Here is a 21,293-nt window from a genome sequence, read left to right as displayed (position 1 = left end):
TACCGTGTCAGCCCTGCCACCAGACGAGCCACGGAGACGACGATGGAGCTTCGCCCACTGATGACGCGCGCCGCGGAGGTGCCGATCACGGTGGTCCAGGGGATCGGGCCCGACCGGCTCGCCCTGCCGACCCCGTGCACGGAGTACGACGTCCGCGCGCTGCTGAACCATCTCATCCACTGGACGGGAGCCCGCTCCGAGGGCGCGGCCCGTAAGACGCCGCCGTCCGAGCCCCCGGCGGAGGACCACGACTTCACGGCCGAGCCGGACTGGGCCGAGCGGTACGCCGCCGAGGTGCGCGCGGCCGCGGCCGCCTGGTCCGAACCCAACGCATGGGAGGGCGACACGGGGATCGCCAAGGCGGCGGCGATGCCCGCCCGGTTCGTCGGCGGCATGATGTTCGCGGAGGTCCTGCTGCACGCCTGGGACCTGGCCGCGGCGACGGGCCAGAAGCTTCCCGTCGACGACGAACTGGCGCGGGCGCTGTTCGACCAGGCCTCCGCGATGGCCGAGACGGCCCGGCAGTACGGCGCGATCGGCCCGGAGGTGGCAGTGCCGGACACCGCCCCGCCGCTCGACCGGGCACTCGGCCTCGCCGGCCGCGACCCCGCCTGGACCCCCTGACCCGCGATCCGGGCCCCGGCGCGGTCGCGTACGGCGCCGGGGCCGTCAGCGGCTGCTGAAATCGGTTAGTAGCCGTAGCGGTTCTTGAGGTGACGCCACCAGTCGCGGAACATCCACTTGTCGAACTCGGTGATCTGGGTCGCCGTCCCCGCCTTCATCAGGAAGCAGCACTGGCCGGTCGGCGTCCAGTCGTAGAAGTCGTCCAGCCCGAACGTATGGCCCATCTCGTGCAGCAGGATGTGGATGTTGTCGGTGTTCAGGTTGCTTGTGTAGTACTCGCTGCCGATCCGCTGGCCCCAGTCGCCGCCCGCTCCGCCGTTGAAGCCGGACGTCAGCCAGAGCGACAGGTCATAGTGGCGTGCGGCGCCGCCGGGGCAGCCGGAGTAATTGCCGTCCTGGTGGAAGAAGCGCCCGCACGGAGCCGCGCACTGCGGGGCGTTCTCGTTGATGTCATTGACGTAGATGTCGACGGAGTTGTCGCTCCACTGCAGCGTGCTGCGGTTCCGTACGGCCCAGCCGACGACCTTCACCGGCACCGTGGTGTACGGCCAGTTGTTCCAGCGCTGCCCGTTGTCGAGCATCGTGGCCATCCACTTGGCGAACTGCCGGCTCAGCGCGGCCTGGATCTGGTCGCGCAGCGTGGCCGACACCGGGGCGCTGGAGTCCCAGCGGACGCAGTAGTTGATGCTGCCCTTGTTGGCCATGATCTGGTCCCAGCCGTAATTCTTGAACCCGTAGAGATCCGGGTAGGTGCTCTCGACGTGGGACCAGACCTCGTTCAGCGGGGTCACGAGGTTACTCGGCGGGTTCCAGGCGTCGGCGGCGGCCGTGGCCCGCGACGGCGCGGCACTCGCCGACGCCACTCCGGCACCGGCCACGCCATAACAGAAGCCGAGCACGGCGACCGCCGTCAAAGCGACGGCCCGGCGCAGCCACGCCGTACGGATCGGAGTTCGGAGTTTCATGAAAACTCCCTTTCCCGAGGTCGGGCGTTCGACGATAGGCGGCCTGATCGTCGACGGATAGCCGCCTTTCACGCTTTTCACGCATTGACACAAGGCATTACGGGTGCGACGGTGGAAATTACTGTGATTCAAGGGGGAAAGGGACGTCGCCCCATGGCTGAGCTTCCGCGACTGCCGTTCGAACGCTCCGACGTGCTGGAGATCTCCGCCACGTACGGCGCGCTGCGCGCCAAGGCGCCGATCACGAGAGTCCGCACCCGGACCGGCGACGAGGCGTGGCTCGTGACCGGGTACGAACAGGTGCGGGCGATCTTCGCCGACGAGCGCTTCGGCCGTTCCCACCCCGACCCCGACAACGCCCCCCGGGTGTCGAACTCCGCCCTCACCGGTGGCCCCAACGGGGACTACGCCACCGAGAAGGACGTGCACGACCGGATGCGGCGGCTGCTCGCACCGGCGTTCTCCGCGCGCCGGATGCGGGCCCTGTCCGGGCACGTCCAGGAGCTGATCGACGGCCTGCTCGACCGGATGGAGGAGCAGGGCCCGCCGGCCGACCTGCACGCGTCGCTGTCGGTGCCACTGCCGATCCAGGTCATCTGCGAACTGCTCGGCGTCCCACTCGCCGACCGCGACCACTTCCGCGCGATCGCCGAGGAGATGACGGACCTCACCGACCCGGACCGGTCCGCCGCCGCCCGTACGGCCATGGAGGAGTACTCGCACGGCATCGTCAAGACCAAGCGGGACCACCCGGGCGAGGACGTCTACTCCGACCTGGCAACGGCCGACCTGCCCGACGACGAGATCGCGACCATCGCGGGCGGGCTGCTGTTCGCCGGACACGAGACGACCGTCAACCGCATCGACGGCGGAACCGTGCTCCTGCTGCACAACCCCGAACAGCTGGAGGGCCTGAAGCGAGACCCGGCGCTGGCACCCGCGGCCGTCGAGGAGATCATGCGCCTGGGCTCGCCGAACGACCACGGCCTCGGCCGGTACGCCCGCGAGGACGTCGAGATCGATGGCACGCGGATCAAGGCCGGGGAGCTCTGCGTCCTCGTGACCGCGGCCGCCAACCGCGACGAGAGCGTCTTCGTCGACCCCGAACGGTTCGACATCGGCCGCGAGATGCAGCCGCACCTCGGCTTCGGCTACGCCATCCGCTACTGCCTGGGCGCGAACCTGGCCCGGGTCGAGCTACGGGCCGTCTTCGGCACGCTCTTCCAGCGGTTCCCCGACCTGCGCCTGACCGTTCCGCTCGAGGAGCTTCCCCAGCGCCACGACCGCCTGACCGGCGGCTTCTCCGCACTGCCCGTGACCTGGTGACCCGTCACCACCTGACCGGCGCGTTCTCCGCACTGCCCGTTGCCGCCTGACCGGCGGGTTTTGCGCGCTGCCCGTGGTGACCTGGCGATCCGTCAGTGCGTGACGAGGGCGGGCGTCCGGGTCACGCGCCGGCCCGCCTGCCGGGCGCACTCGGCGAACCGCGCGGCATCACGTACGGCCGCCCCGCCCGGGTCATTGTTGAAGTAGACGTACGCGTCGGCGTCGTCGTCCCAGGTCTCGGCCAGCCGCCGGACCCAGGACCGCAGCGCCTGATCGCCGTACTCCGGCCACGGCGTCGCGGCGCCCTCATGGAACCGGAGGTAACCCCAGTCCGCCGTCCGCCACAGCGGGATCAGCGGTCGGCCCAGCCGGTCGGCCCAGCACAGCGCGGCACCGTGCCGGACCAGCACGTCCCGTACCTCGTCGGTCCACCAGGACGGGTGCCGGGGCTCCACCGCGACCCGTACGCCGGCCGGGAAGCGGCGCAGGCAGCGGGCAAGGCGTTCGACGTCGACTTGCAGCGTCGGCGGCAACTGGACGAGGATCGGCCCGAGCTTGTCGCCCAGGCCACCGGCCGCGTCCATCAACCGGTCCACCGGCTCTTCCGGGTCCTTCAGCCGCTTGATGTGCGTCAGGTACCGGCTCGCCTTCACGGCCATCACGAACCCGGGCGGCGTACGCTCCCGCCACCCGGCGAAGACCTCACGGCTCGGCAGCCGGTAGAACGCGTTGTTGTTCTCCACCGTCTCGAAGCACTCGGTGAAGCGCTCCAGCCACACGCGCTGGGGCAATCCGGTGGGGTACAGCACGTCACGCCAGTGCGTGTACTGCCACCCGGACGTCCCGACGAGCATCGGCATATCGGCGGTCCTACCCACCTGCCGCCCCCCAAACGGGGGGCCGTGATGCCGGTGCCACAGGTCTCACGACCCATCATCCCGCCATAAATGGTGATTTTAATCCGAGATGGTCGTTATGTTCTGCAGGTTATGGTGAAATTCGCGCACACGTTCGATGTGAAATCGATAATCTTCCGTGCATGCCGATGCGATTGGAGAGGTGGGTTCGCATGGCCGTCACCGCGCGTTCCGTCGACGAACTGTTCGACTGAGCCGTGTGGCGCCGTTCGGTCGTGTGGCGGTTTCAGCAGATGAGCAGTGTCCTCTGGTCGCCGGAGGTCGGGCGGTAGGGCTCGACGCTGTAGCCGGTGTCGCGGAGTAGGGCGGTGATTCGTTCTCGGCGCGCGTCGCCCGTTGGGATCTCGACGCTGGCCGTGGCGGCCGGGGCGTGCCGGCGTCTGATGGTGACCCCGTCGTAGAGGTACAGACCCCACGCCGACCACGGGACGTCCGGGGTGGGATCCTCGTGCTGCATCCAGGCCATCCACGTCTTGCCGTGGACGTACCAGCAGTGGATCGCTCCCTTACGCCAGGCCCCCTTGTGGTGGATCCAGACCCATGAGTCGCGGGCCTCGATCCGGTGGGAGCCGGGCGGGTAGTGGTCGAGCGGTCGGGCGTCGTGCATACGGCCATCATCGAACTGATGTTCGAGTGATCGCAAGTCAGACCAGGTCAAGGCTGCTTTGCGTGAGCGGACGACCCGTCAGTGGTCCAGACGGTCGCCCCTGCCGGACGGCCCGTGGCCGGTCGACCCGGCGCGTGTCCCGGAAAATATGTTGTGCCTGCGGCCGGAATTCCTATCATTGAAGCAGAACGGAACGAGGAAGGATGTCCATCATGATGAGCTCGACGCTCACCGCCTCATGGGAATGGCGGTCCGAGCGGGGTAATCTGCGCGGCATCCTCTGGGAGTGCTCCGGATAGAGGTCATGCTCTGTCCAGAGGCCGCCCGGAGGATACCCCGGCGGCCTTTTCTTATGGGTGAGCCAACGGATAGGCGACCGTCCTCCAAAGTCGGTGAGAAGCGGGTTCGACTCCTGTCACCCATGCGGGACGACCGTCACGGCGACGGACCGCTCCTTGACAATTTCATATCCATTCCATGCCGCCCTGGCCCAACGGCAGAGGCGTCCGGTTCAGGACCGGAAGGTTCAGGGTTCGAATCCCTGGGGCGGTACGCATGCGGAAGGCGTCTGTCTGGATGAGGAGCCTCCGTTGCAAGGCCCGTTGGTCCAGTGGTTAGGACTCCCGGCTCTCTACCGGGCGGCGCCGGTTCGATTCCGGCACGGGCTACGCTTCATGGCCCCTTCGACCATGGGTTAGGTCCTGGGACTTTCAATTCCAGGAAGCGGGTTCGAGTCCCGCAGGGGTCACGCGGAGCGCAGTAGGGGAGCTCGGCCGTCCCCGCTAGCCTCATAAGCTAGAGATCGTGGGTTCAAATCCCACCTGCGCCACTATTTCGGTGTCATCCAACGGCAGGATGCGCGGCTGTTAACTGCGTTATGCTGGATTCGAACTCCAACAACGCCTGGCTGGCCGGGATCCTTGAGGGTGAAGGCTCCTTCATATCGAAGACGAAGCTATCGATCTCAGTCGCCATGACGGATCAGGACGTGATCGAGAGATTGTCCACTCTCACCGGCGTCGGCCGCGTCTATGCCTTGGGCCGACAGAAGGGGCATCACAAGGACGTGTGGCGGTGGACGATCTACCGTCGGGCACACCTCAAGTCCATCACCGAAGCCGTCCTTCCTTGGCTCGGCAAGCGCCGTACCGTCGCCGCCCAGGCACTCCTCGACCGCATCGCGCATGACGACGCCAGAGGTTCTTCCGAACCGGCGGCATGACTTGGTTAACGGCCACGCATCAGGGAGAAGCGCAGGCTCGAGTCTCGCAGGAGCTACTGACGACGCCGTAGCGCGCCATGCGGAGGGATTCGAATCCAGTCGGCGGAGCGGATTCGGCGCAAGGTTGGCCAGGTATTTCCTGGTCGGCCTGCATCGCTAATCTGCACATGTTGTCACCGATCGATTGAGCGCGATCGTCCGGCGTCAGAGCACCGCGTTGCGGACATTGATGGCCGCGTCGCCGAGGCACGGGCTTCATGTTTGGATGTCGTTGGGGTCGCAGCCCTAATGGAGTCCCGGGCCGCTTGTGTCCCGATCGCACCCTAGTGCGGCGCTCGGCAGGCGCCGTGTTGGCACGGGTGGGTGCGGGCGGTGGGGCGTTATGCCCGCGACCGGGCAACCCGGTGTGCACCCGCCAAAGCCTGGCGCAAGGTCTTGACCATCACCCCCGCCTGCGCTTACGGTCTCGCCCACACTGCGAACTGTGTTCGAAATATCGAACACCTGGGTCGAGTCGAAAGGAGCCCGCCTCCGCAGCCGAATTGCCGAGCCGTCCGTGCCCGAACCGTGCCACGTAGAGCGTCGTAGGCGCCGACCGAGGCTCCTGCCCGCGCTCATCGGCCGTTCCAGGTACGCCCCCTCCGACTCCCGTCAGCCCGCACGGTCCCGCCGTACCGTCCGTCGCCGCCGAAGAACCGGTGCCGTTGCGCCGTGTTCCCCGACACCCTGCCCCCGTAGCGCCTGACCTGGTAACGCCTGACCATCCGATCGGTCCCGCCAACTGTCGCGACTGAAGTCGAATCGGTTCGACGACGATCTGAAAAGGACGCCATCCATGCCATCCGCGTACAGAACCACGCGGCGCAGAGCCCCCGCCGCCGTGGCGCTGGCCCTCGGCGCGGGCCTGCTGGCCGCCCCGGTCACCTCCGCGCAGGCGGCCGACACGCTCCAGCCGGTCGCCCATTACACCTTCGACCAGGACGACCTCGCCTCCGGGAAGATCACCGACAGTTCCGGCAACGGCCTGACGGCGAGCCTGGTGAACGGCTCCACCGCCCAGTCCGTCGCGGGCAGGGACGGAGGCAATGCGCTCGCGCTGCCCGGCGGCGCGTCCGACTCCGACGGCGCGTACGTCCGGCTGCCCCGTGACGTGCTCGGCGACGCGGCCGACGTGACGGTCTCCGCCCGCGTGAAGTGGAGCGGTGACAAGTCGTCCTGGCAGCGGATCTTCGATCTGGGCACCAACACCACCAAGTACCTCTTCACGACCCCGTACAGCGGGGACGGGCTGCTGCGCACCGCCGTGACCACCGGCGGAGGGGGTGCGGAGGCGCAGGTCAACGGCTACGCGATGCTTCCCGCGGACGGGTGGCGGACCGTCACGGTCACCCTCGACAGCACCGCCCACCGGGTCACCACCTACCTCGACGGCGTGGCGGTCTCCTCCGCCGAGACCGGCATCAAGGCCAAGGACCTGCTGGACGGTTCGGCCACGGCCGCCGGGTACATCGGCAAGTCCTTCTACCCGGATCCGCTGCTCAAGGGCGCGATCGACGACTTCACCGTGTGGCACTCGGCGCTCAGCCCGGAGCAGGTGGCCGGCACGGTCGGAGGCACGGTGCCCACACTCCAGCAGCTCTCGCAGACGTCATTCGAGGTCCGTACGACGACCGGGACCGCCCCGTCCCTCCCCGCCGCCGTCCGCTCCTCCTTCTCCGACGGCTACGACCGCGACACGCCGATCACCTGGGACGCCGTACCACCGGAGAAGTACGGCCGGCCGGGGACGTTCACGGTGTCGGGGACCGCGGCCGGGCACGCCGTGACGGCGACCGTCACCGTGGTCCGCGAGGGGCAGCTCACCGTCGACCTCGGCTCGGACACCGGCGCCTTCCACGGCGGTGCCTCCGGCACCCTCTACGGGGTGTACGGACCGGACGTCCCCACCAACAATCTCATCGAGGGCATGGGCCTGCGCACGGTCTCCACGAAGGCCCAGGACGGCCCGCAGCACCCCGGCGCCGACGCGCTGGACGTGGTGAAGCCGCTGGCCGACTCCACCAACGGTGACGTGTACATCTACATGACCGACATCCACCGCGGCTTCCCGTACGAGTGGCCGGGCGCCACCCCGGAGGAGAAGCTCAAGCTCTACAAGGAGAAGATCGCCAAGCAGGTCGACCAGGTCCTGCAACTGCCCGCGAAGTACCGGGACAACATCGTCTTCGTGCCGTTCAACGAGCCCGAGGGCAACATGTTCGGCACCGGTGAGTGGAGCTACGACAAGGTCAGCTGGCTCAATGACCCGCACGACTACTTCGCCGCCTGGGACGACGTCTACAAGCTCATCAAGGGCAAGATGCCCAGCGCCCGCATCGCCGGCCCCAACACCAGCGTCCTCTACGACCAGGTGAAGGGCTTTCTCACGCACACCCTGGCCGCCGGCACCCTCCCGGACGTCATCACCTGGCACGAGCTGAGCCACCCCGAGGCGGTGCGCCAGGACGTCGCCAAGTACCGGACGTGGGAGAAGGCGCTGTTCAAGGGCACCGCCAAGGAGGGCACCCAGCTGCCGATCAACGTTAACGAGTACGCCTTCAACTACCACACCTCGGTCCCCGGCCAGATGATCCAGTGGGCGTCCGCGATCGAGGAGTCCAAGGTGGACGCCGACATCGCCTACTGGAACATCGACGGCAACCTCTCCGACTCAGCGGTGCAGTCCAACCGCGGCAACGGCCAGTGGTGGCTGCTGCACTCGTACGCCTCGATGAGCGGCCACACGGTGAAGGTGACGCCGCCGTTCCCCGGTCAGAACTACACCATGCAGGGCGTCGCCACGCTCGACAAGGGCAAGCGGCAGGCGCGGCTGCTCTTCGGTGGCTCCACCGGCAAGGGCCACATCACCTTCGGCAACGTCCCGAAGAACCTCTTCGGGGACCGCGTGCACGCCTGGGTGCGGGAGATCGAGTGGACCGGGCAGGTGGGCGACTCCTCCGGCCCGAAGCTGCTCAGCGAGCAGAACCTGAAGGTCGGTGACGACGGCACGGTCGCCGTCGACTTCGGCGACGGCGGGCTGCCGACGCTGAAGGAGTCCTCGGCCTACGAGATCGTCCTCAGCCCGGCCGGAAAGGCCGCGGGCACGCAGTCCCCGCCCGTGCGCTGGCAGGGCTCGTACGAGGCGGAGGACGCCGCCCACACCGGGTCCGGCTACTCCAAGAACGGCCCGGAGGGCTCGACGCGTGACGTGTCGAAGTTCTACACCTCCGGCGGCTACGACGTGGGCGGCCTGCGCACCGGCTCGGACGTCACGCTCGACTTCACCGTGGACGTGCCGCAGGACGGCACCTACGACCTGAGCGTCTTCGCCAACTCGCTCAACACCTTCGACAAGGTGAAGGAGCAAGGCCCCACCAATGTCTTCCTGCGGGTGGACGGCACGGCGGACAGCGAGCAGCAGCTGTACCTGCCGCTGGGCTACAAGTGGGTGGTGTGGGACCACACCGACACCAAGGTCAAGCTCACCAAGGGCAAGCACACCCTGACGCTCGCCGCCAAGAGCGCTGATGGCAAGCGCGCCACGAAGGGTGACGCCATCGTCGACCGCCTCACTCTCTCCCTCCCCGAGGCTTCGGCGAGCACCCAGGTGTACGAGGGTGAACTGGCCTGGCTGGCCGGCGGGGCGCGGCCCGTCTACCAGTTGCCGAAGCACGCCGGAACCCCCGCCACCGGCTCGGGCGCGGCCCGGCTCCCGAAGGGCGGGACCGCCACGTTCTGGGTCTACTCACCCGCCGACCGCGAAGCCACGCTCACGGTCGATGGCCTCGGTGGCGGGGGCGCCCGGCTCTCCGTCAACGGGCACGACGTCCTGCGCTCGGCCAAGGGCAGGAGCAGCGTGGCGGTCTCCCTCTCGGGCGGCGTCAACAAGGTGACGCTGACCGGAGGTTCGTCCGCCACCCTCGTCGACCGCCTCACGGTCACGCCCACGGAGGGCGCGCTCCCGGCGCGCACGTACGAGGCGAAGGACGCCAGGCTGGCGGGCACGGCCACGCTGACTCCGCTCTCCCTGGCCACCGAAGGCACGGCGATCACCGGTGTCGGCGGCGACCCGGGCAACGGCAACACCGCGACGTTCACCGTCACCGCCGACCGGAGCGGCCTGTACGCGCTGCGCGTCCGCTACTCCAACCCGGAGCAGTCCGAAGCCACCCACTACAACCCGGACCCGCTCGCCCGCCACGCCGACATCAGCGTCAACGGCGGCGCTGTGCAGCGGGTCGGTTTCCCGCACAGCTTCCACCAGAACGACTTCTGGGAGCTGACCGTCCCGGTCCAATTGAAGAAGGGGCAGAACACGATCGCCTTCCGCTCCGAGGAGCTGCCGAACTTCGACGGCACCACCTACGCCTCGGACACCTTCCCCGGCGTGCTGCTCCGCTCCCGCTACGCGCCGCTGATCGACCGGATCACCGTCGCGCAGTACGCGCGGGAGGTGCGGTGAGCCGATGACCAGGCAGGTGCCCGGGCCCGCCGAGGTCGGCGGGCCCGGGCACCTGCCGCCGGAGGCGCTTCAGCAGGGGATCCGGAAGTCGCCGTACGTGAGGTTGTTGCCGGTCCGGGGCTCGTCGGACGGGGTGGCCGGGACCTCGAGGGCGCGGGCGGCGAAGCCGGCGTTCTTGGCCGTGACGCGGTCGAGCGGAGCCGGGGTCAGCACCTTCTGGTCGCGGACGAACTTCACGAAGCTCTCGAAGTCGCGGATGCTGCGGTACGGCCGGTCGTACGCGGCCAGCGCGGCGTACCCGTCGCCCTGGACGAACGTGTAGGCCATCGTCGCGAGCCGGTAGTTCCGCTTGACATCCAGGGGCTTGCCGTCGATCAGCACGTCGGCGGGGTCGACCCGGTCGCCGACCGGCTTGCTCGCGTCGTACGTGTAGCGGACGTTGTGCGACACCGCGAACGGCGCGTACACGACCTTGCCGTCGGCACCGGCGGTCCACTGCTGTTCGAGCGCGTCGTGGATCTGCTGCCCGGTGACGGTCGCGGTGACGACCGGGTCGCCGTACCCCACGGCCTTGAACGCCTGCGCGAGGGTGATCGACCCGTCCGGCGCGGCCGAGACCAGGTCACCGCCGACGACGCCCTGGCCGACGCGCGGCGCGATGGCGATCAGCGCGAGGTCGGCGGGGACGTTCCGGTGGGCGTTGCCGTCGTTGATCGGGTCGATCGGCTGCCGGGCCGCCCAGTACGCCCAGTCGGCGGCGAGGTCGCCCATGGTGCTCTCACCGGCGGTGTTCCGGGTGCGCGTGAACGACGCGGTGACCCGGCCGATCGAGGTCTGGCCCCGCTTGGTGGCGAAGCCGAGCCAGTAGTCGGCGACCTCCTGCAGCTCCGGGTCCGGCGTCACGTCCTGGGTGTTGGCGTGGTTGGTGGAGACCGTGAGCTCGCGGATGACCTTGCCCGTACGGCGGTCGAGCCGCAGGTTGATCTCGTTGATCAGCTGGCCGTTGCAGCCGGCCTCGACGAAGGGACGCGGGACGCCGTTCGGGTCGGGGACCATCATGTTGAACCGGCAGTGCCAGTGCCCGGTGACGATCGCGTCGACGTCCGGGGACACCTGCCGGGCCAGGTCGTACGCCGGGCCGGACGGGCTGCTGCCGCTGTTGAAGTCGCTGCCCGCGACGGCCCCGTCGTGCATGCTCAGGATGATCGCGTTGACGCCGCGCGCCTTCAGCAGGGCCGCGTACCGGTTGACCGTCTCGACCTCGTCGAGGGTCTTCAGCGCGGGCTGGAACGACGCCGGGAAGGTCTCCGTCCCGAACGCCGTGAGGTGGATGAACCCGATCGGGATGCGGCGCCCGTGCCCCGCGTCCACCCACTCGATGTTGTACGGCGGGACGACCGTCCGGCCGGTCGCCGACCACACGACGTTGGCGCTGTAGTACCGGAACCTCGCGCCCCGGAACCGGCGGCCGGTCGAGTCGGCGAACTCGTCGTCCCAGCCGATCTCGGGGAACGGGATCCCGCGCTCCATGTGCGCGGTGAGGAAGCCCGGCGACTTGTCGAACTCGTGGTTGCCGGCGGAGCTGAACCGGAAGTCCATGCGGTTGAGCGCCTCGACGGTCGACTCGTCGGCGACGCTCTCGGCGTCGAACTCCCACCCGGAGAACATGTCTCCCGGGCCGAAGAAGATCGAGTTACGGTGCCCGTCGCGGAGCCGGTTCAGGTGGGCGGCGAGGTAGCCGACACCGCCGACGGTGTAGCGCGAGCCGCCGGCGCCGGTGATCACGCTGCTGCCGTGCAGGTAACCGTGCAGGTCGGTGATGTTGAGGAGCTGCACGTCCACGTACTCGTCGGCGGTGGCCGCGTCGCGGGCGTCCTCCGTCGCGTACGCGGGAGTGCCGATCGCCGCCATGGTGGCCACCGCACCGGTCGCCGTCAGGAAGGTCCGCCGTCCCAGGTCCTGCGTCATTCGCCCATCTCCCGATCATGAGGAAGCAGGGCGAGTGAAACCGGCGGAGATCAAACTCTCGCCACCGGTGGTCGGCCATGGCATGAACGTCAGGTGATCGCGGAGGTCTCGCCGATGTGCCGCATCTGTCGCGCTGATGCCTGCGAGACCTGGGAGGTTCTGGTGGAATGTCCTGCGAGTAGCTGATCACGACCATTGGGAGGCGTCTTGCGCGGCGACTCGGGCCTGCGGCGCGGAGTGGAACTGTGCGGCCGATACCGGCTCGAGGAACGGATCGGTGCCGGCGGCATGGGCGAAGTGTGGCGCGGCGTCGACCTGCGGTTGCGCCGACCGGTCGCGATCAAGATTCTGCCCGTCGAACTGGCGGCCGACCAGACCGCGGCCGAGCGGTTCCGGCGTGAGGCCGAGACCACCGCGGCGCTCCAGCATCCCGGCATCACCGTGATCTTCGACGTCGACGAGCACCCGTCCGAACAAGGACGTCTGCTGTTCCTGGTAATGGAGCTGCTCACCGGACAGGACCTCGGCACGCTCCTTGCCGGGCACGCCGATGGCCTGCCGATCGGCCAAGCGGTCACACTCGCCACGCAGACCGCCGACGCACTGGCCGCGGCGCATGCGCACGGCATCGTTCACCGAGATATCAAACCGGCCAACCTGTTCCTGCTGGGCGACGGCCGGGTGAAGATCTGCGACTTCGGCATAGCCCGGCTCGCCGACACCACCACGCGGCTCACGGCCGCCGGCGGCTTCATCGGGACACCCCTCTATATGGCGCCCGAACAGTTCCGCGGTGGGGAGCTCAGCGCGCGCGTCGACCTGTACGCCCTCGGTTGTGTCCTGTACGAGCTGCTGACCGGAACTCCGCCGTTCATCCAGGACACCGGCCCGGCCGCCCTCATGTACCAGCACCTCAACAAGGCTCCCGACCCGCTGCGCGCCCGCCGCCCCGCCGTGCCCGCGGACCTGGAGAAGGTGACGCTGCAACTGCTGGCCAAGGACCCCGGCGAGCGGCCCGCCGGCGCGGCGGCCGTCGCCGCCCTGCTCCGAGGGTCCGAGGACACACGCCACTCGGCGATGCCGACACCGCCGACGAGACCCGACCGGCCGGCGCTCACCGAAACGTGGGAAGGCGGGCAAAAAGCGACGACCGCCGAATCATCGCACCCGCGCCGCCGCAAGGCCGTCCGCACCGCGGTGGCGGCGGTCGTGGTCGCCGGCGTCGTGGTCGGGGGCGGGGCGGTCGCCCTCAGCGGTGTCTTCAAAGGCGGCAAGCCGCACTCCACCCCTACGCCCTCCCACAGCGTCACCGCGAAGGTGCCGTCGGACCCGAGGCCCGTGACACCAGGCTGGCAGGCCGTCCTCGCGCCGAAGTGGGGCGTGGCGTACGACGTCCCTCCCCGGTGGAAGGTGCGGACGCCCGACTGGTCATCCTGGGTCCAGGATGACCAGGGGCAGGTGTACGCCGGTGAGAACGCGGTGGCCGACAGCCAGAACGGCAAGTGCACGCGGGCGCAGACCGGCCTTCGAGGCGGCTCGGACCCGGTGGCGAATCCGGGGGCCGATCAGATGTCGGCGCTGACCGGCGCGGCGCAGACGGAGGCCCGTAAATGGGTGTCGGCCCTCTACGGCGGCGTCGACACCCCGCCGCACCCACCGAAGTCCGAGCCCGGTCCGACCGGCACCGTCACGATGCACGGCATCCAGGCGGCGCGCGTGTCGTTCAACGTGACCACCACCGCGCGGCACGACGCCTGCACGCCGCCGCACGCCCTCGTCGAGACGGTCGCCATGGCGGCGGGCAAGAACGCCGCGACGTCCGGCCCGCTGATGTTCACCGTCTTCGCCGACCGCGATGTTCGCGGCGCGCTCACCGACGCCGATCTGGACAAGATCATCGCGAGCGTCCGCCGGTACGGCTGTCCAGCGGGCGCCTCACCGACCCGCAACGCCTGCTCGTCGGGAACGACCTCACCGACGCCCTAGCTCTGCCGTCAGCCGCGCGATACCTGGTAGGTGACGAGGGACCGTGCGGGCACGGTCGCGGTGAAGGCGCCACCGCTCAGGGCGGTCGTGCCCTGAGGCGTGGTGCTGTTGCTCCCATTGGTCAGGTACGGGGTCACGGTTCCGGTCGACACGCCGGTGCCGGACAGCGTGTAGGTCGCCGACGTGGCGTTCGTACCGGTGTTGAGGACCACGATGGCGACGGAGCCGTCAGTGTTCTTGTAGGCGGAGACCTTGAGGGTGCCGTCCCCGGTGGTGGCTGAGATCCGGGTCGCGCCCGGGCGGACGAACCGGCTGTAGCCGGCCAGCGCGTAGTACCGCTTGGACGGTGTCAGCGTCGAGCCGCTCAACCCGATCAGCGAACTGTCGTGGCTCGTCGAACTGACTCCCCAGAAGTACAGGAACGCGCTGAGACCGGCCTGGGTCAGGCCCGTGTGGACACGCTGCGCCCAGGTGAATCCGGAGCCTTCGCTGCCGTCGTCCCACGCGGTGGTCCACGTACTCCCGTTCACCGACCACTCGGACTCCCAGAGCGGTCGGCCGCCGGTGTCGATCGGGGACGCCGGCGCGCCCGAGTATCCGTGGCTGGTGAACAGCCCGACGCCGGAGTTCGCGGTCGGGTTGCCCTGCACGGCACTGACGTAGCCGGGCAGGTTGTTGAAGCCGAGGGCGTCACAGCACGCGACCTTGGTGGTCAGGCCGGAGGCCTTCATGGTGGGGCCGAACACCGACAGGAAGCTCGCGGCCTGCGCCGGGTTCACCAGCATGCTGGAGTAGCTCGTGCTCAGGGTCGGCTCGTTCACGAAGCCGACCGCGGACGGGGTGAGGCCGGCCGAGGCCCAGAACTTCGCGTGCTGGACCAGGTAGTCGGCGTAGGCCTGCCGCCAGTCACCTGAACCGCACGAGGCTCCCGGGGTGCCGCACAACGAGCCGCCGTTGGACTCGCTGCCGTTGGTCTTCATGAACCCCGGCGCGCTCCAGGCGTCGTTGTAGAAGCCCGTGACGCCGTAGCTCTTCGCCTGCTTGGCCAGCCACACCTGCCCTTGATCCTGCGCGTCGCTGTTGCCGTTCCAGACGTATTTGGGGGTCGCCGAGGGGCTGGATGGGGCGTTCGGCTCGATGGAGTCGCTGCCCGAGGGGATGATGCTGCGCAGAATGCTGAACCCGGCGCCCTTGGTCGTGCTGAACAGCATGTCCAACGCCTGCTGCCGCGTCGCGCTCGTCGCATTGCGGATCGAGTTGGCCTGGCCGAAGGCTTCGGAGAAACCGAATCCGTCGATCTTCTGGTACGTCGTGCCGCCGTTGACGGTCACCGCTGACGCGGCATTCGCCGGCTGCATCGGATACGCCAGACCGAGGACGAGGGCGGTGGTGGCGGTCAGCCTGACGCGGCGTCCGGTTCGAGACATGCGAGCCTCCGCGATTGCGAATCCCGGATGGGGAGTCGAACACCCCGGCCGCGGTGTCGTCCAGCGCGGACCGACCCGCCCCACGTACGGGCCGGTCATCGCGCGACGCGCGGCTGAAAGTTACACGACCGAACTCGCCTGAGCCACGTCACCGGACTGCGCGACATACTTCCTCTTAAGGCGCTGCCTGTCAGGCTTGCGGCTCGCGCAATCCGACGAAGGAGGTCACGACCGATGGCGTTGCACAAGGGCGAGGACGGCCGTCAACGGCCGCTACACGTGAATCCGCTGTTCGGGGAGGCGGACCCGGTATCCGGTGTCGAGGCCGTCCTCCCACGGCATCGGCTTCCCGAGCGTCCGATGGCACCGGCGACCGCCTATCAGCTCGTCCACGACGAGATGATGCTGGACGGCAACTCCCGGCAGAACCTCGCCACGTTCGTGACCACCTGGATGGAACCGCAGGCGGCCACGCTCATGGCCGAGACCGCCGACAAGAACATCATCGACAAGGACGAGTACCCGCAGGTCGCCGAACTGGAGCGCCGCTGCGTCGCGATGCTGGCCGACCTGTGGAACGCCCCCGACCCCGAAACCGCGGTCGGCTGCTCAACGACCGGATCGAGCGAAGCGTGCATGCTCGCCGGGATGGCGCTCAAGCGTCGATGGATGCACCGCAACGCCGATCGGTACGCCGCCGGGGCGCGACCCAACCTGGTGATGGGCACCAACGTGCAGGTGTGCTGGGAGAAGTTCTGCAACTTCTGGGAGGTGGAGGCGCGTCAGGTGCCGATGGAGGGCGACCGGTTCCACCTCGGTGCGGAAGAAGCCGCCGCCCGGTGTGACGAGAACACCATCGGCGTGGTGGCCATCCTCGGCTCGACGATGGACGGCAGCTACGAGCCGGTCGCCGAGATCTGCGCCGCCCTCGACGCGCTGGAGGAGCGCACCGGGTGGACCGTGCGCGTCCACGTGGACGGCGCATCCGGGGGAATGATCGCGCCGTTCCTGGATCCCGACCTGGTATGGGACTTCCGGCTTCCGCGCGTCGCCTCGATCAACACCTCCGGCCACAAGTACGGGCTGGTGTACCCGGGAGTGGGCTGGGCCTTGTGGCGCGACCGCGACGCGCTGCCCGAAGAGCTCGTCGAGCGCGTGAACTACCTGGGCGGCGACATGCCCACCTTCTCGCTCAACTTCTCCAGGCCCGGTTCGCAGGTGGTCGCGCAGTACTACAACTTCCTGCGGCTCGGCTACGAGGGCTATCGCGCCGTCCAGCAGGCGAGCCGGGACGTCGCGACGCACCTGGCCGAGCGGATCGAGGCGATGGGCTGCTTCCGGTTGCTCACTCGAGGCGACCAGCTACCGGTGCTCGCCTTCACCACCACCGATGACGTGACCGAGTTCGACGTCTTCGACGTCTCTCGACGGCTGCGGGAGTTCGGCTGGCTGGTGCCGGCCTACACCTTCCCGGCCAACCGCCAGGACCTGGCGGTACTCCGCATCGTGGTCCGGAACGGATTCTCCCTGGACCTCGCCGACAGGCTCATCGAGGACCTGGTGAGCCTACTGCCGTGGTTGCGAAAGCAGCCCCGGCCGATGATGGGCCCCGAGGACGGCACGAGCTTCCACCATTGAGGGGAAAGGCGGGGTCAGCCGGTCAGGCCGTGGCGGGCGGTGTAGCCGGCGACCTCGGCTCGGGCGGTGATCCCCGCCTTGGCGAAGGCCCGGTTGATGTGCGACTTCACGGTCACCGTCTCGATGTGCAGCCGGGCGGCGATCTGCCCGTTCGACAGCCCGGCACTGATCAGTGTGAGCACTTCGGCCTCCCGTACGGTGAGCCCGTCGGGGAGCCGCGTGCGTTCGGGAACACGCCCGGTACGGGCGGTCGCGACCAGGCGTGCCTGGACGGCCGGGTCGACGGGGGCCAGACCCGCCGCCGCAGCGGTGACGGCCTGCCGGATCTCACGATGGCCCGCGTTCTTGGTCAGGAACCCGCGGGCGCCGGCGGCCAGGGCGGCCAGGACCGAGTCGTCGTCGGCGTACGAGGTGAGCACGACGACGGCGACCTCGGGATGGTCCGCGACGATCCGCTCTGTGGCCCGTGTTCCGTCCATCCCCGGCATGCGCAGATCCATCAGCACGACGTCCGGCCGATGGGCGGCGACCGCCGCGAGCACCGCGTGCCCGTCCTCGGCCTGGGCGACGACCTCGACGCCCGGGAGCAGTTCGAGGAGCGCGACGAGCCCCTCCCGTACGGTGGCCTGGTCGTCCGCGACGACCACGCGGACGGCGGGCTCGCTCACCGGCCGACCCGGGCGTGCACCCGCCAGCCGTTCTCGGTCGATCCGCTGGTGACCGTGCCGCCGGCCAGCCGGACGCGCTCCCGCATCGCGGACAGCCCGTATCCGCCGCCGACGGTGTCGGTGACGCGCGCTCGTGCCGCGCCGTTGGTCACCTCGACCGCCAGACCGTCGTCGAGGTAGTCGAGGCTGACGCGTACGTCGGCGCCGGGCGCGTGTTTTCGGGCATTGGTGAGGGACTCCTGGACGGCCCGGTAGATCGCCAGCGCCGAGTCGGCGGGTAGTGGCCAGGCGTCACCGCGCAGCGACCACTCGACGGACGCCCCCGTGTCATGGCGGAACGCCTCGACCAGTCCCTCGATCAGCTCCTGGACGGCGACCTCGCCGTCGCCCAGCGTCCGTACGGCGGCGACGGCCTCTTCCTGACCCGACCGCGCGAGCGTCCGGGCCCGCGCGAGGTGCCGCCGGGCCTGGTCGGGGTCGTCGGCGAACTCCAACGCGGCGTCGGCGGCCTCGAGCTGGAGGGACAGGGCGGTCAGCGAATGCCCGAGGACGTCGTGCAGCTCACGGGCGATCCGGCCGCGCTCGGTGAGGGTCGCCGCCTGCGCCTGGCGTTCGCTCGCCAGTACGGTCTGCTCGGCGAGCAGCCGCGCCTGCTCGGCGCGGTCGGCGTGGAGGCGGTGGTTGCGGCCGACCAGGTAGGCCACGAAGGTGACCGCCGAGAACGTGGCGAGCGCGTCGCCGTACCCGAAGAGGTAGCCGGTGAGGAGGACGCCGCAGCAGCCGCCGATCAGCACCGTGCCTTCACGGCGGGAGAAGACGGTCCCCGCGTCCACACTCGCCCAGAAGGTGAACCAGTACACGGCGGGCTGCGGGTGCACGAACAGCAGCGCGCTGCCGGCCAGGCCGGTGCAGGCGATCGCCGCTCGCAGCGCCGGGCCGTTCCCGCGCGGCCCGATGACCGCCCAGGCGAACCACGCGACCGACGCGACCGTCAGCGCGATCGAGGTCCGCAGCTGCGCGCCGTGCAGCCCGGCGGCTCCCTGGTGGGCGGTCTCCCCCCACACCATGAACGCGAGCCCGGCGAGCATCGCCGCACGGGCCGGCCACTGGCCGCTCAACCGGCCGCGAAACGACCTTCGCACGATCCACACCCTCCCCACCACGGTGATGCGGCGGCTTCCACCCGGATATCCAACCAGGAGGCGGACGATCTCCACCCGGCTCTCCTCGTACGTTGACGGACACGACCGGCCGGGGTGCGCCGGGGCAGCGCGAGGAGAAGATGTTGTCCGCCATAACGATCGTCAACCTGGTGATCTTCGCCGCCGTCCTGATCAAGGACTGGGGGCACAACCGGGTGACGCTCTTCGCCGTCTTCCGGCCGCTTCTGCTCAGCGTCCTGATCGTGCCATTCTTCCTGCCGAAGTTCGACGCCGGTGGCGGTGGCCTGGCACTGGAGGCCGCAGCGCTGGCCGGTGGCGTCGCGGTGGGAGTGTTCGCCTGCGCGATGCTGCGCGTGAGCGTGGACGAGGAGGGCAGGGGCTGGTACGACGCCGGTTACGCGTACGTTGTCGTCTGGGTTCTGATCACCGTGCTGCGCCAGCTGTTCGTGTACGGCTGCCAGCACTGGTTCACCCGGGACCTGGGCCGGTTCCTCGTCGAGAACCGCATCAGCCCGGCCGCCTTCGGCGACTCGATCCTGTTCTTCACGCTCAGCATGGTGGTCGCCACGCGCCTGGGCATCCTGCTCCGCAGCCGCCTCCTGGCCGCTCGCGCGGTCCACGCCGTCGCCTGAGCCCCGGCGCGTGCCGTAGCACGACCTCCGGCGTCCCCTCTCCGGGCAGGGGCATCGCGCGTGATCGCGCTTGACTTAAAGCACTTCAAGTATCCGACACTCGGTGCATGACGGCGGCACAGAAGGTTCAGAACGCCTGGCCCCTGACGATTCAGGAGGTCTCCCGGCTCAGCGGCCTGTCGGAACCGACGTTGCGCTACTACGAGAAGATCGGCCTCATCGACTCGGTCGACCGGGACGAGAGCAGCGGTCACCGGCGTTACAGCGCCGTCGTGGTGGACAGGATCGAGGCGCTGAGCTGTCTGCGAGGTGCCGGGGTGAGCGTCCAGGACATGCGGGCCTATCTCCGGCATCTGGCCTCGGGGCACCGGGAGGCCGGACAGATGCGCGAGCTGTTCCAACGGAACGCCGAGCGGATCGCCGAAGAGATGGAACGCATGCAGGTCCGCCTGCGCTACCTCCGGCTCAAGGCCGAATTGTGGGACGCGCGCGAGCGCGGCGACGCCGAGACCGAGCGCCAGGTCATCGCGGAGATCATCCGCGTGGTGCCCGAGATGGGGTGAGAACGACATGACGCTGGAGTCCACGAACGACGATGGTCTTGTGCTGGTGACCGGTGGCAGCGGTTACCTCGGGTCGCACGTGGTCGGCCGCCTGCTCGCGGACGGGCACCGGGTACGTGCGACCGTCCGCTCGCCCAGGCGGGCGACCGAGCTTCGGGCGATGGTGGCCGATCCGGGCGGTCGGCTGGAGATCGTCAGCGCCGATCTGTCCGCAGACGAAGGCTGGGCCGACGCGGTGGCCGAGTGCACCTACGTCCTGCACGTCGCATCACCGTTTCCGGCCACTCAACCGGAGAACCCCGACGAGGTCATCGCTCCGGCGCGGGACGGCGCGCTTCGCGTCCTACGAGCCGCACGCGACGCCGAGGTCAAGCGAGTGGTCATGACGTCGTCGTTCGCGGCAGTGGGATACAGCCACAAGCCCGGCAACGAGTACGACGAGACCGACTGGACGGACCCCGCTGACGACAATCCCCCGTACATCAAGTCGAAGGCGATCGCCGAACGGGCCGCCTGGGACTTCGCCCAGGCGGAAGGGAACGACCTCGAACTGACGGTGATCAACCTTAGCGGGATCTTCGGCCCACTTCTCGGCCCGCACCTGTCCACCTCCACCGGCTTGGTCAAGGCGATGCTTGAAGGCGGCATGCCGGTGGTGCCCCCGGTGTACTTCGGCGTGGTGGACGTGCGCGACGTCGCGGACCTCCACGTACGGGCCATGAGGCATCCCGCCGCTGCCGGCGAGCGGTTCCTGGCCGGCAGCGGCGAGGCGATCAGCTTCCTCCAGGTCGCTCAGATACTCGCCGAGCACCTGGGCGCGTCGGCGGCCAAGGTGCCGACGCAGGAGTTGACAGCCGATCAGGTGCGCGAGGCGGCCCGGTCCAACCCCGCGCTGGAGGAAGTGGTCGGCCGCCTGGGCGTAATTCCCGTCCTGCACACCGAGAAAGCCCGTGACATGCTCGGGTGGGCGCCCCGCGACCCGGAGACCACGATCGTCGACACCGGGGAAAGCCTCATCCGTTTGAAACTGGTGGCGGACTAACCCGTTCGATGTCTCCTGGCCGGGCCGTTCACGGCCAGGGGGCA

General features: G+C 69.1%; 16 protein-coding genes and 5 tRNA genes. 14 read left to right on the top strand and 7 right to left on the bottom strand.

Going from position 1 to position 21,293, the window contains the following annotated elements; genetic code table 11:
* Positions 1–42: 42 nt before the first annotated feature.
* Positions 43–624, top strand: coding sequence for a TIGR03086 family metal-binding protein (locus ACQP2O_RS43690; protein WP_433175121.1), 582 nt, complete (start codon positions 43–45; stop codon positions 622–624).
* 65 nt (positions 625–689) lie between these two features.
* On the opposite strand, the gene ACQP2O_RS43685 is transcribed toward ACQP2O_RS43690, so the two are convergent.
* The gene (locus ACQP2O_RS43685) at positions 690–1,589 is read right to left on the bottom strand and encodes a hypothetical protein (RefSeq protein ID WP_433175120.1); all 900 of its coding nucleotides are present in this window, start codon (positions 1,587–1,589) and stop codon (positions 690–692) included.
* Positions 1,590–1,742: 153 nt separating this feature from the next.
* On the opposite strand from ACQP2O_RS43685, the gene ACQP2O_RS43680 reads away from it, so the two are divergent.
* Positions 1,743–2,915, top strand: coding sequence for a cytochrome P450 (locus ACQP2O_RS43680; RefSeq protein ID WP_433175119.1), 1,173 nt, complete (start codon positions 1,743–1,745; stop codon positions 2,913–2,915).
* Between the two features lie 92 nt (positions 2,916–3,007).
* Here ACQP2O_RS43680 and ACQP2O_RS43675 read toward each other — a convergent pair whose 3' ends face one another.
* Positions 3,008–3,775: a DUF72 domain-containing protein gene (locus ACQP2O_RS43675; protein ID WP_433175118.1), complete on the bottom strand. Its 768-nt coding sequence runs from the start codon at positions 3,773–3,775 to the stop codon at positions 3,008–3,010.
* Between the two features lie 283 nt (positions 3,776–4,058).
* A complete protein-coding gene (locus ACQP2O_RS43670; RefSeq protein ID WP_433175117.1) occupies positions 4,059–4,439 on the bottom strand; it encodes a hypothetical protein in 381 nt (126 codons plus the stop codon).
* Between the two features lie 352 nt (positions 4,440–4,791).
* Here ACQP2O_RS43670 and ACQP2O_RS43665 point away from each other — a divergent pair.
* The 7 genes from ACQP2O_RS43665 to ACQP2O_RS43635 all read left to right on the top strand — a co-directional run bounded on the left by ACQP2O_RS43665 (position 4,792) and on the right by ACQP2O_RS43635 (position 10,162).
* Positions 4,792–4,863: transfer RNA gene (locus tag ACQP2O_RS43665), tRNA-Trp, on the top strand.
* Positions 4,864–4,918: 55 nt separating this feature from the next.
* Positions 4,919–4,991 (top strand) — tRNA-Leu (locus ACQP2O_RS43660).
* Between the two features lie 44 nt (positions 4,992–5,035).
* Positions 5,036–5,107 (top strand) — tRNA-Glu (locus ACQP2O_RS43655).
* A gap of 8 nt (positions 5,108–5,115) precedes the next feature.
* Positions 5,116–5,187, top strand: a tRNA-Glu gene (locus ACQP2O_RS43650).
* 5 nt (positions 5,188–5,192) lie between these two features.
* Positions 5,193–5,268: transfer RNA gene (locus tag ACQP2O_RS43645), tRNA-Met, on the top strand.
* Between the two features lie 48 nt (positions 5,269–5,316).
* A complete protein-coding gene (locus tag ACQP2O_RS43640) occupies positions 5,317–5,661 on the top strand; it encodes a hypothetical protein (protein WP_433175116.1) in 345 nt (114 codons plus the stop codon).
* Between the two features lie 835 nt (positions 5,662–6,496).
* Positions 6,497–10,162, top strand: a complete 3,666-nt coding sequence (locus ACQP2O_RS43635; protein ID WP_433175115.1) for a LamG-like jellyroll fold domain-containing protein — start codon at positions 6,497–6,499, stop codon at positions 10,160–10,162.
* A gap of 69 nt (positions 10,163–10,231) precedes the next feature.
* Here ACQP2O_RS43635 and ACQP2O_RS43630 read toward each other — a convergent pair whose 3' ends face one another.
* Positions 10,232–12,130 (bottom strand): bifunctional metallophosphatase/5'-nucleotidase, encoded by a 1,899-nt coding sequence (locus ACQP2O_RS43630; RefSeq protein WP_433175114.1) that lies wholly within the window; start codon positions 12,128–12,130, stop codon positions 10,232–10,234.
* A gap of 207 nt (positions 12,131–12,337) precedes the next feature.
* Here ACQP2O_RS43630 and ACQP2O_RS43625 point away from each other — a divergent pair, with 207 nt between their 5' ends.
* Positions 12,338–14,116 carry a serine/threonine-protein kinase gene (locus ACQP2O_RS43625; protein ID WP_433175113.1) on the top strand — a complete coding sequence of 593 codons (1,779 nt, stop codon included), beginning with the start codon at positions 12,338–12,340 and terminating at the stop codon, positions 14,114–14,116.
* Positions 14,117–14,124: 8 nt separating this feature from the next.
* Here the strand turns inward: ACQP2O_RS43625 and ACQP2O_RS43620 are convergent, their stop codons facing one another.
* Complete coding sequence (locus ACQP2O_RS43620; protein WP_433175112.1) at positions 14,125–15,543, bottom strand: glycoside hydrolase family 30 protein; 1,419 nt, start codon at positions 15,541–15,543, stop codon at positions 14,125–14,127.
* A 234-nt stretch (positions 15,544–15,777) separates the two neighbouring features.
* Between ACQP2O_RS43620 and ACQP2O_RS43615 the strand changes: the two genes are divergently transcribed.
* On the top strand, positions 15,778–17,181 hold the full coding sequence (locus tag ACQP2O_RS43615) for a glutamate decarboxylase (protein WP_433175111.1): 1,404 nt from the start codon (positions 15,778–15,780) through the stop codon (positions 17,179–17,181).
* A 14-nt stretch (positions 17,182–17,195) separates the two neighbouring features.
* Here the strand turns inward: ACQP2O_RS43615 and ACQP2O_RS43610 are convergent, their stop codons facing one another.
* Complete coding sequence (locus ACQP2O_RS43610) at positions 17,196–17,849, bottom strand: response regulator transcription factor (protein ID WP_433175110.1); 654 nt, start codon at positions 17,847–17,849, stop codon at positions 17,196–17,198.
* A complete protein-coding gene (locus ACQP2O_RS43605) occupies positions 17,846–18,991 on the bottom strand; it encodes a histidine kinase (RefSeq protein WP_433175109.1) in 1,146 nt (381 codons plus the stop codon). The genes ACQP2O_RS43610 and ACQP2O_RS43605 overlap by 4 nt, the downstream gene beginning before the upstream one ends.
* A 92-nt stretch (positions 18,992–19,083) precedes the next feature.
* Between ACQP2O_RS43605 and ACQP2O_RS43600 the strand changes: the two genes are divergently transcribed.
* The 3 genes from ACQP2O_RS43600 (at position 19,084) to ACQP2O_RS43590 (ending at position 21,249) form a co-directional block, all read left to right on the top strand.
* Positions 19,084–19,644, top strand: a complete 561-nt coding sequence (locus tag ACQP2O_RS43600) for a hypothetical protein (protein ID WP_433175108.1) — start codon at positions 19,084–19,086, stop codon at positions 19,642–19,644.
* 107 nt (positions 19,645–19,751) lie between these two features.
* Entirely contained in the window at positions 19,752–20,207 is a 456-nt protein-coding gene (locus ACQP2O_RS43595; protein ID WP_433175107.1) for a MerR family transcriptional regulator, read from the top strand.
* A 7-nt stretch (positions 20,208–20,214) separates the two neighbouring features.
* Positions 20,215–21,249, top strand: coding sequence for an SDR family oxidoreductase (locus ACQP2O_RS43590; RefSeq protein ID WP_433175106.1), 1,035 nt, complete (start codon positions 20,215–20,217; stop codon positions 21,247–21,249).
* Positions 21,250–21,293: the final 44 nt, after the last annotated feature.

The organism is Actinoallomurus sp. CA-150999, from assembly GCF_050942425.1.
Lineage (GTDB): Bacteria > Actinomycetota > Actinomycetes > Streptosporangiales > Streptosporangiaceae > Actinoallomurus.
This window is presented reverse-complemented; position numbering and strand designations above follow the sequence as displayed.

Excerpts from the sequence above, each read along its gene's own strand:
- ACQP2O_RS43690 (WP_433175121.1), top strand. The coding sequence starts at position 43 with ATGGAGCTTCGCCCACTGATGACGCGCGCCGCGGAGGTGCCGATCACG.
- ACQP2O_RS43685 (WP_433175120.1), bottom strand. The coding sequence starts at position 1,589 with ATGAAACTCCGAACTCCGATCCGTACGGCGTGGCTGCGCCGGGCCGTC.
- ACQP2O_RS43680 (WP_433175119.1), top strand. The coding sequence starts at position 1,743 with ATGGCTGAGCTTCCGCGACTGCCGTTCGAACGCTCCGACGTGCTGGAG.
- ACQP2O_RS43675 (WP_433175118.1), bottom strand. The coding sequence starts at position 3,775 with ATGCCGATGCTCGTCGGGACGTCCGGGTGGCAGTACACGCACTGGCGT.
- ACQP2O_RS43670 (WP_433175117.1), bottom strand. The coding sequence starts at position 4,439 with ATGCACGACGCCCGACCGCTCGACCACTACCCGCCCGGCTCCCACCGG.
- ACQP2O_RS43640 (WP_433175116.1), top strand. The coding sequence starts at position 5,317 with ATGCTGGATTCGAACTCCAACAACGCCTGGCTGGCCGGGATCCTTGAG.
- ACQP2O_RS43635 (WP_433175115.1), top strand. The coding sequence starts at position 6,497 with ATGCCATCCGCGTACAGAACCACGCGGCGCAGAGCCCCCGCCGCCGTG.
- ACQP2O_RS43630 (WP_433175114.1), bottom strand. The coding sequence starts at position 12,130 with ATGACGCAGGACCTGGGACGGCGGACCTTCCTGACGGCGACCGGTGCG.
- ACQP2O_RS43620 (WP_433175112.1), bottom strand. The coding sequence starts at position 15,543 with ATGTCTCGAACCGGACGCCGCGTCAGGCTGACCGCCACCACCGCCCTC.
- ACQP2O_RS43615 (WP_433175111.1), top strand. The coding sequence starts at position 15,778 with ATGGCGTTGCACAAGGGCGAGGACGGCCGTCAACGGCCGCTACACGTG.
- ACQP2O_RS43595 (WP_433175107.1), top strand. The coding sequence starts at position 19,752 with ATGACGGCGGCACAGAAGGTTCAGAACGCCTGGCCCCTGACGATTCAG.
- ACQP2O_RS43590 (WP_433175106.1), top strand. The coding sequence starts at position 20,215 with ATGACGCTGGAGTCCACGAACGACGATGGTCTTGTGCTGGTGACCGGT.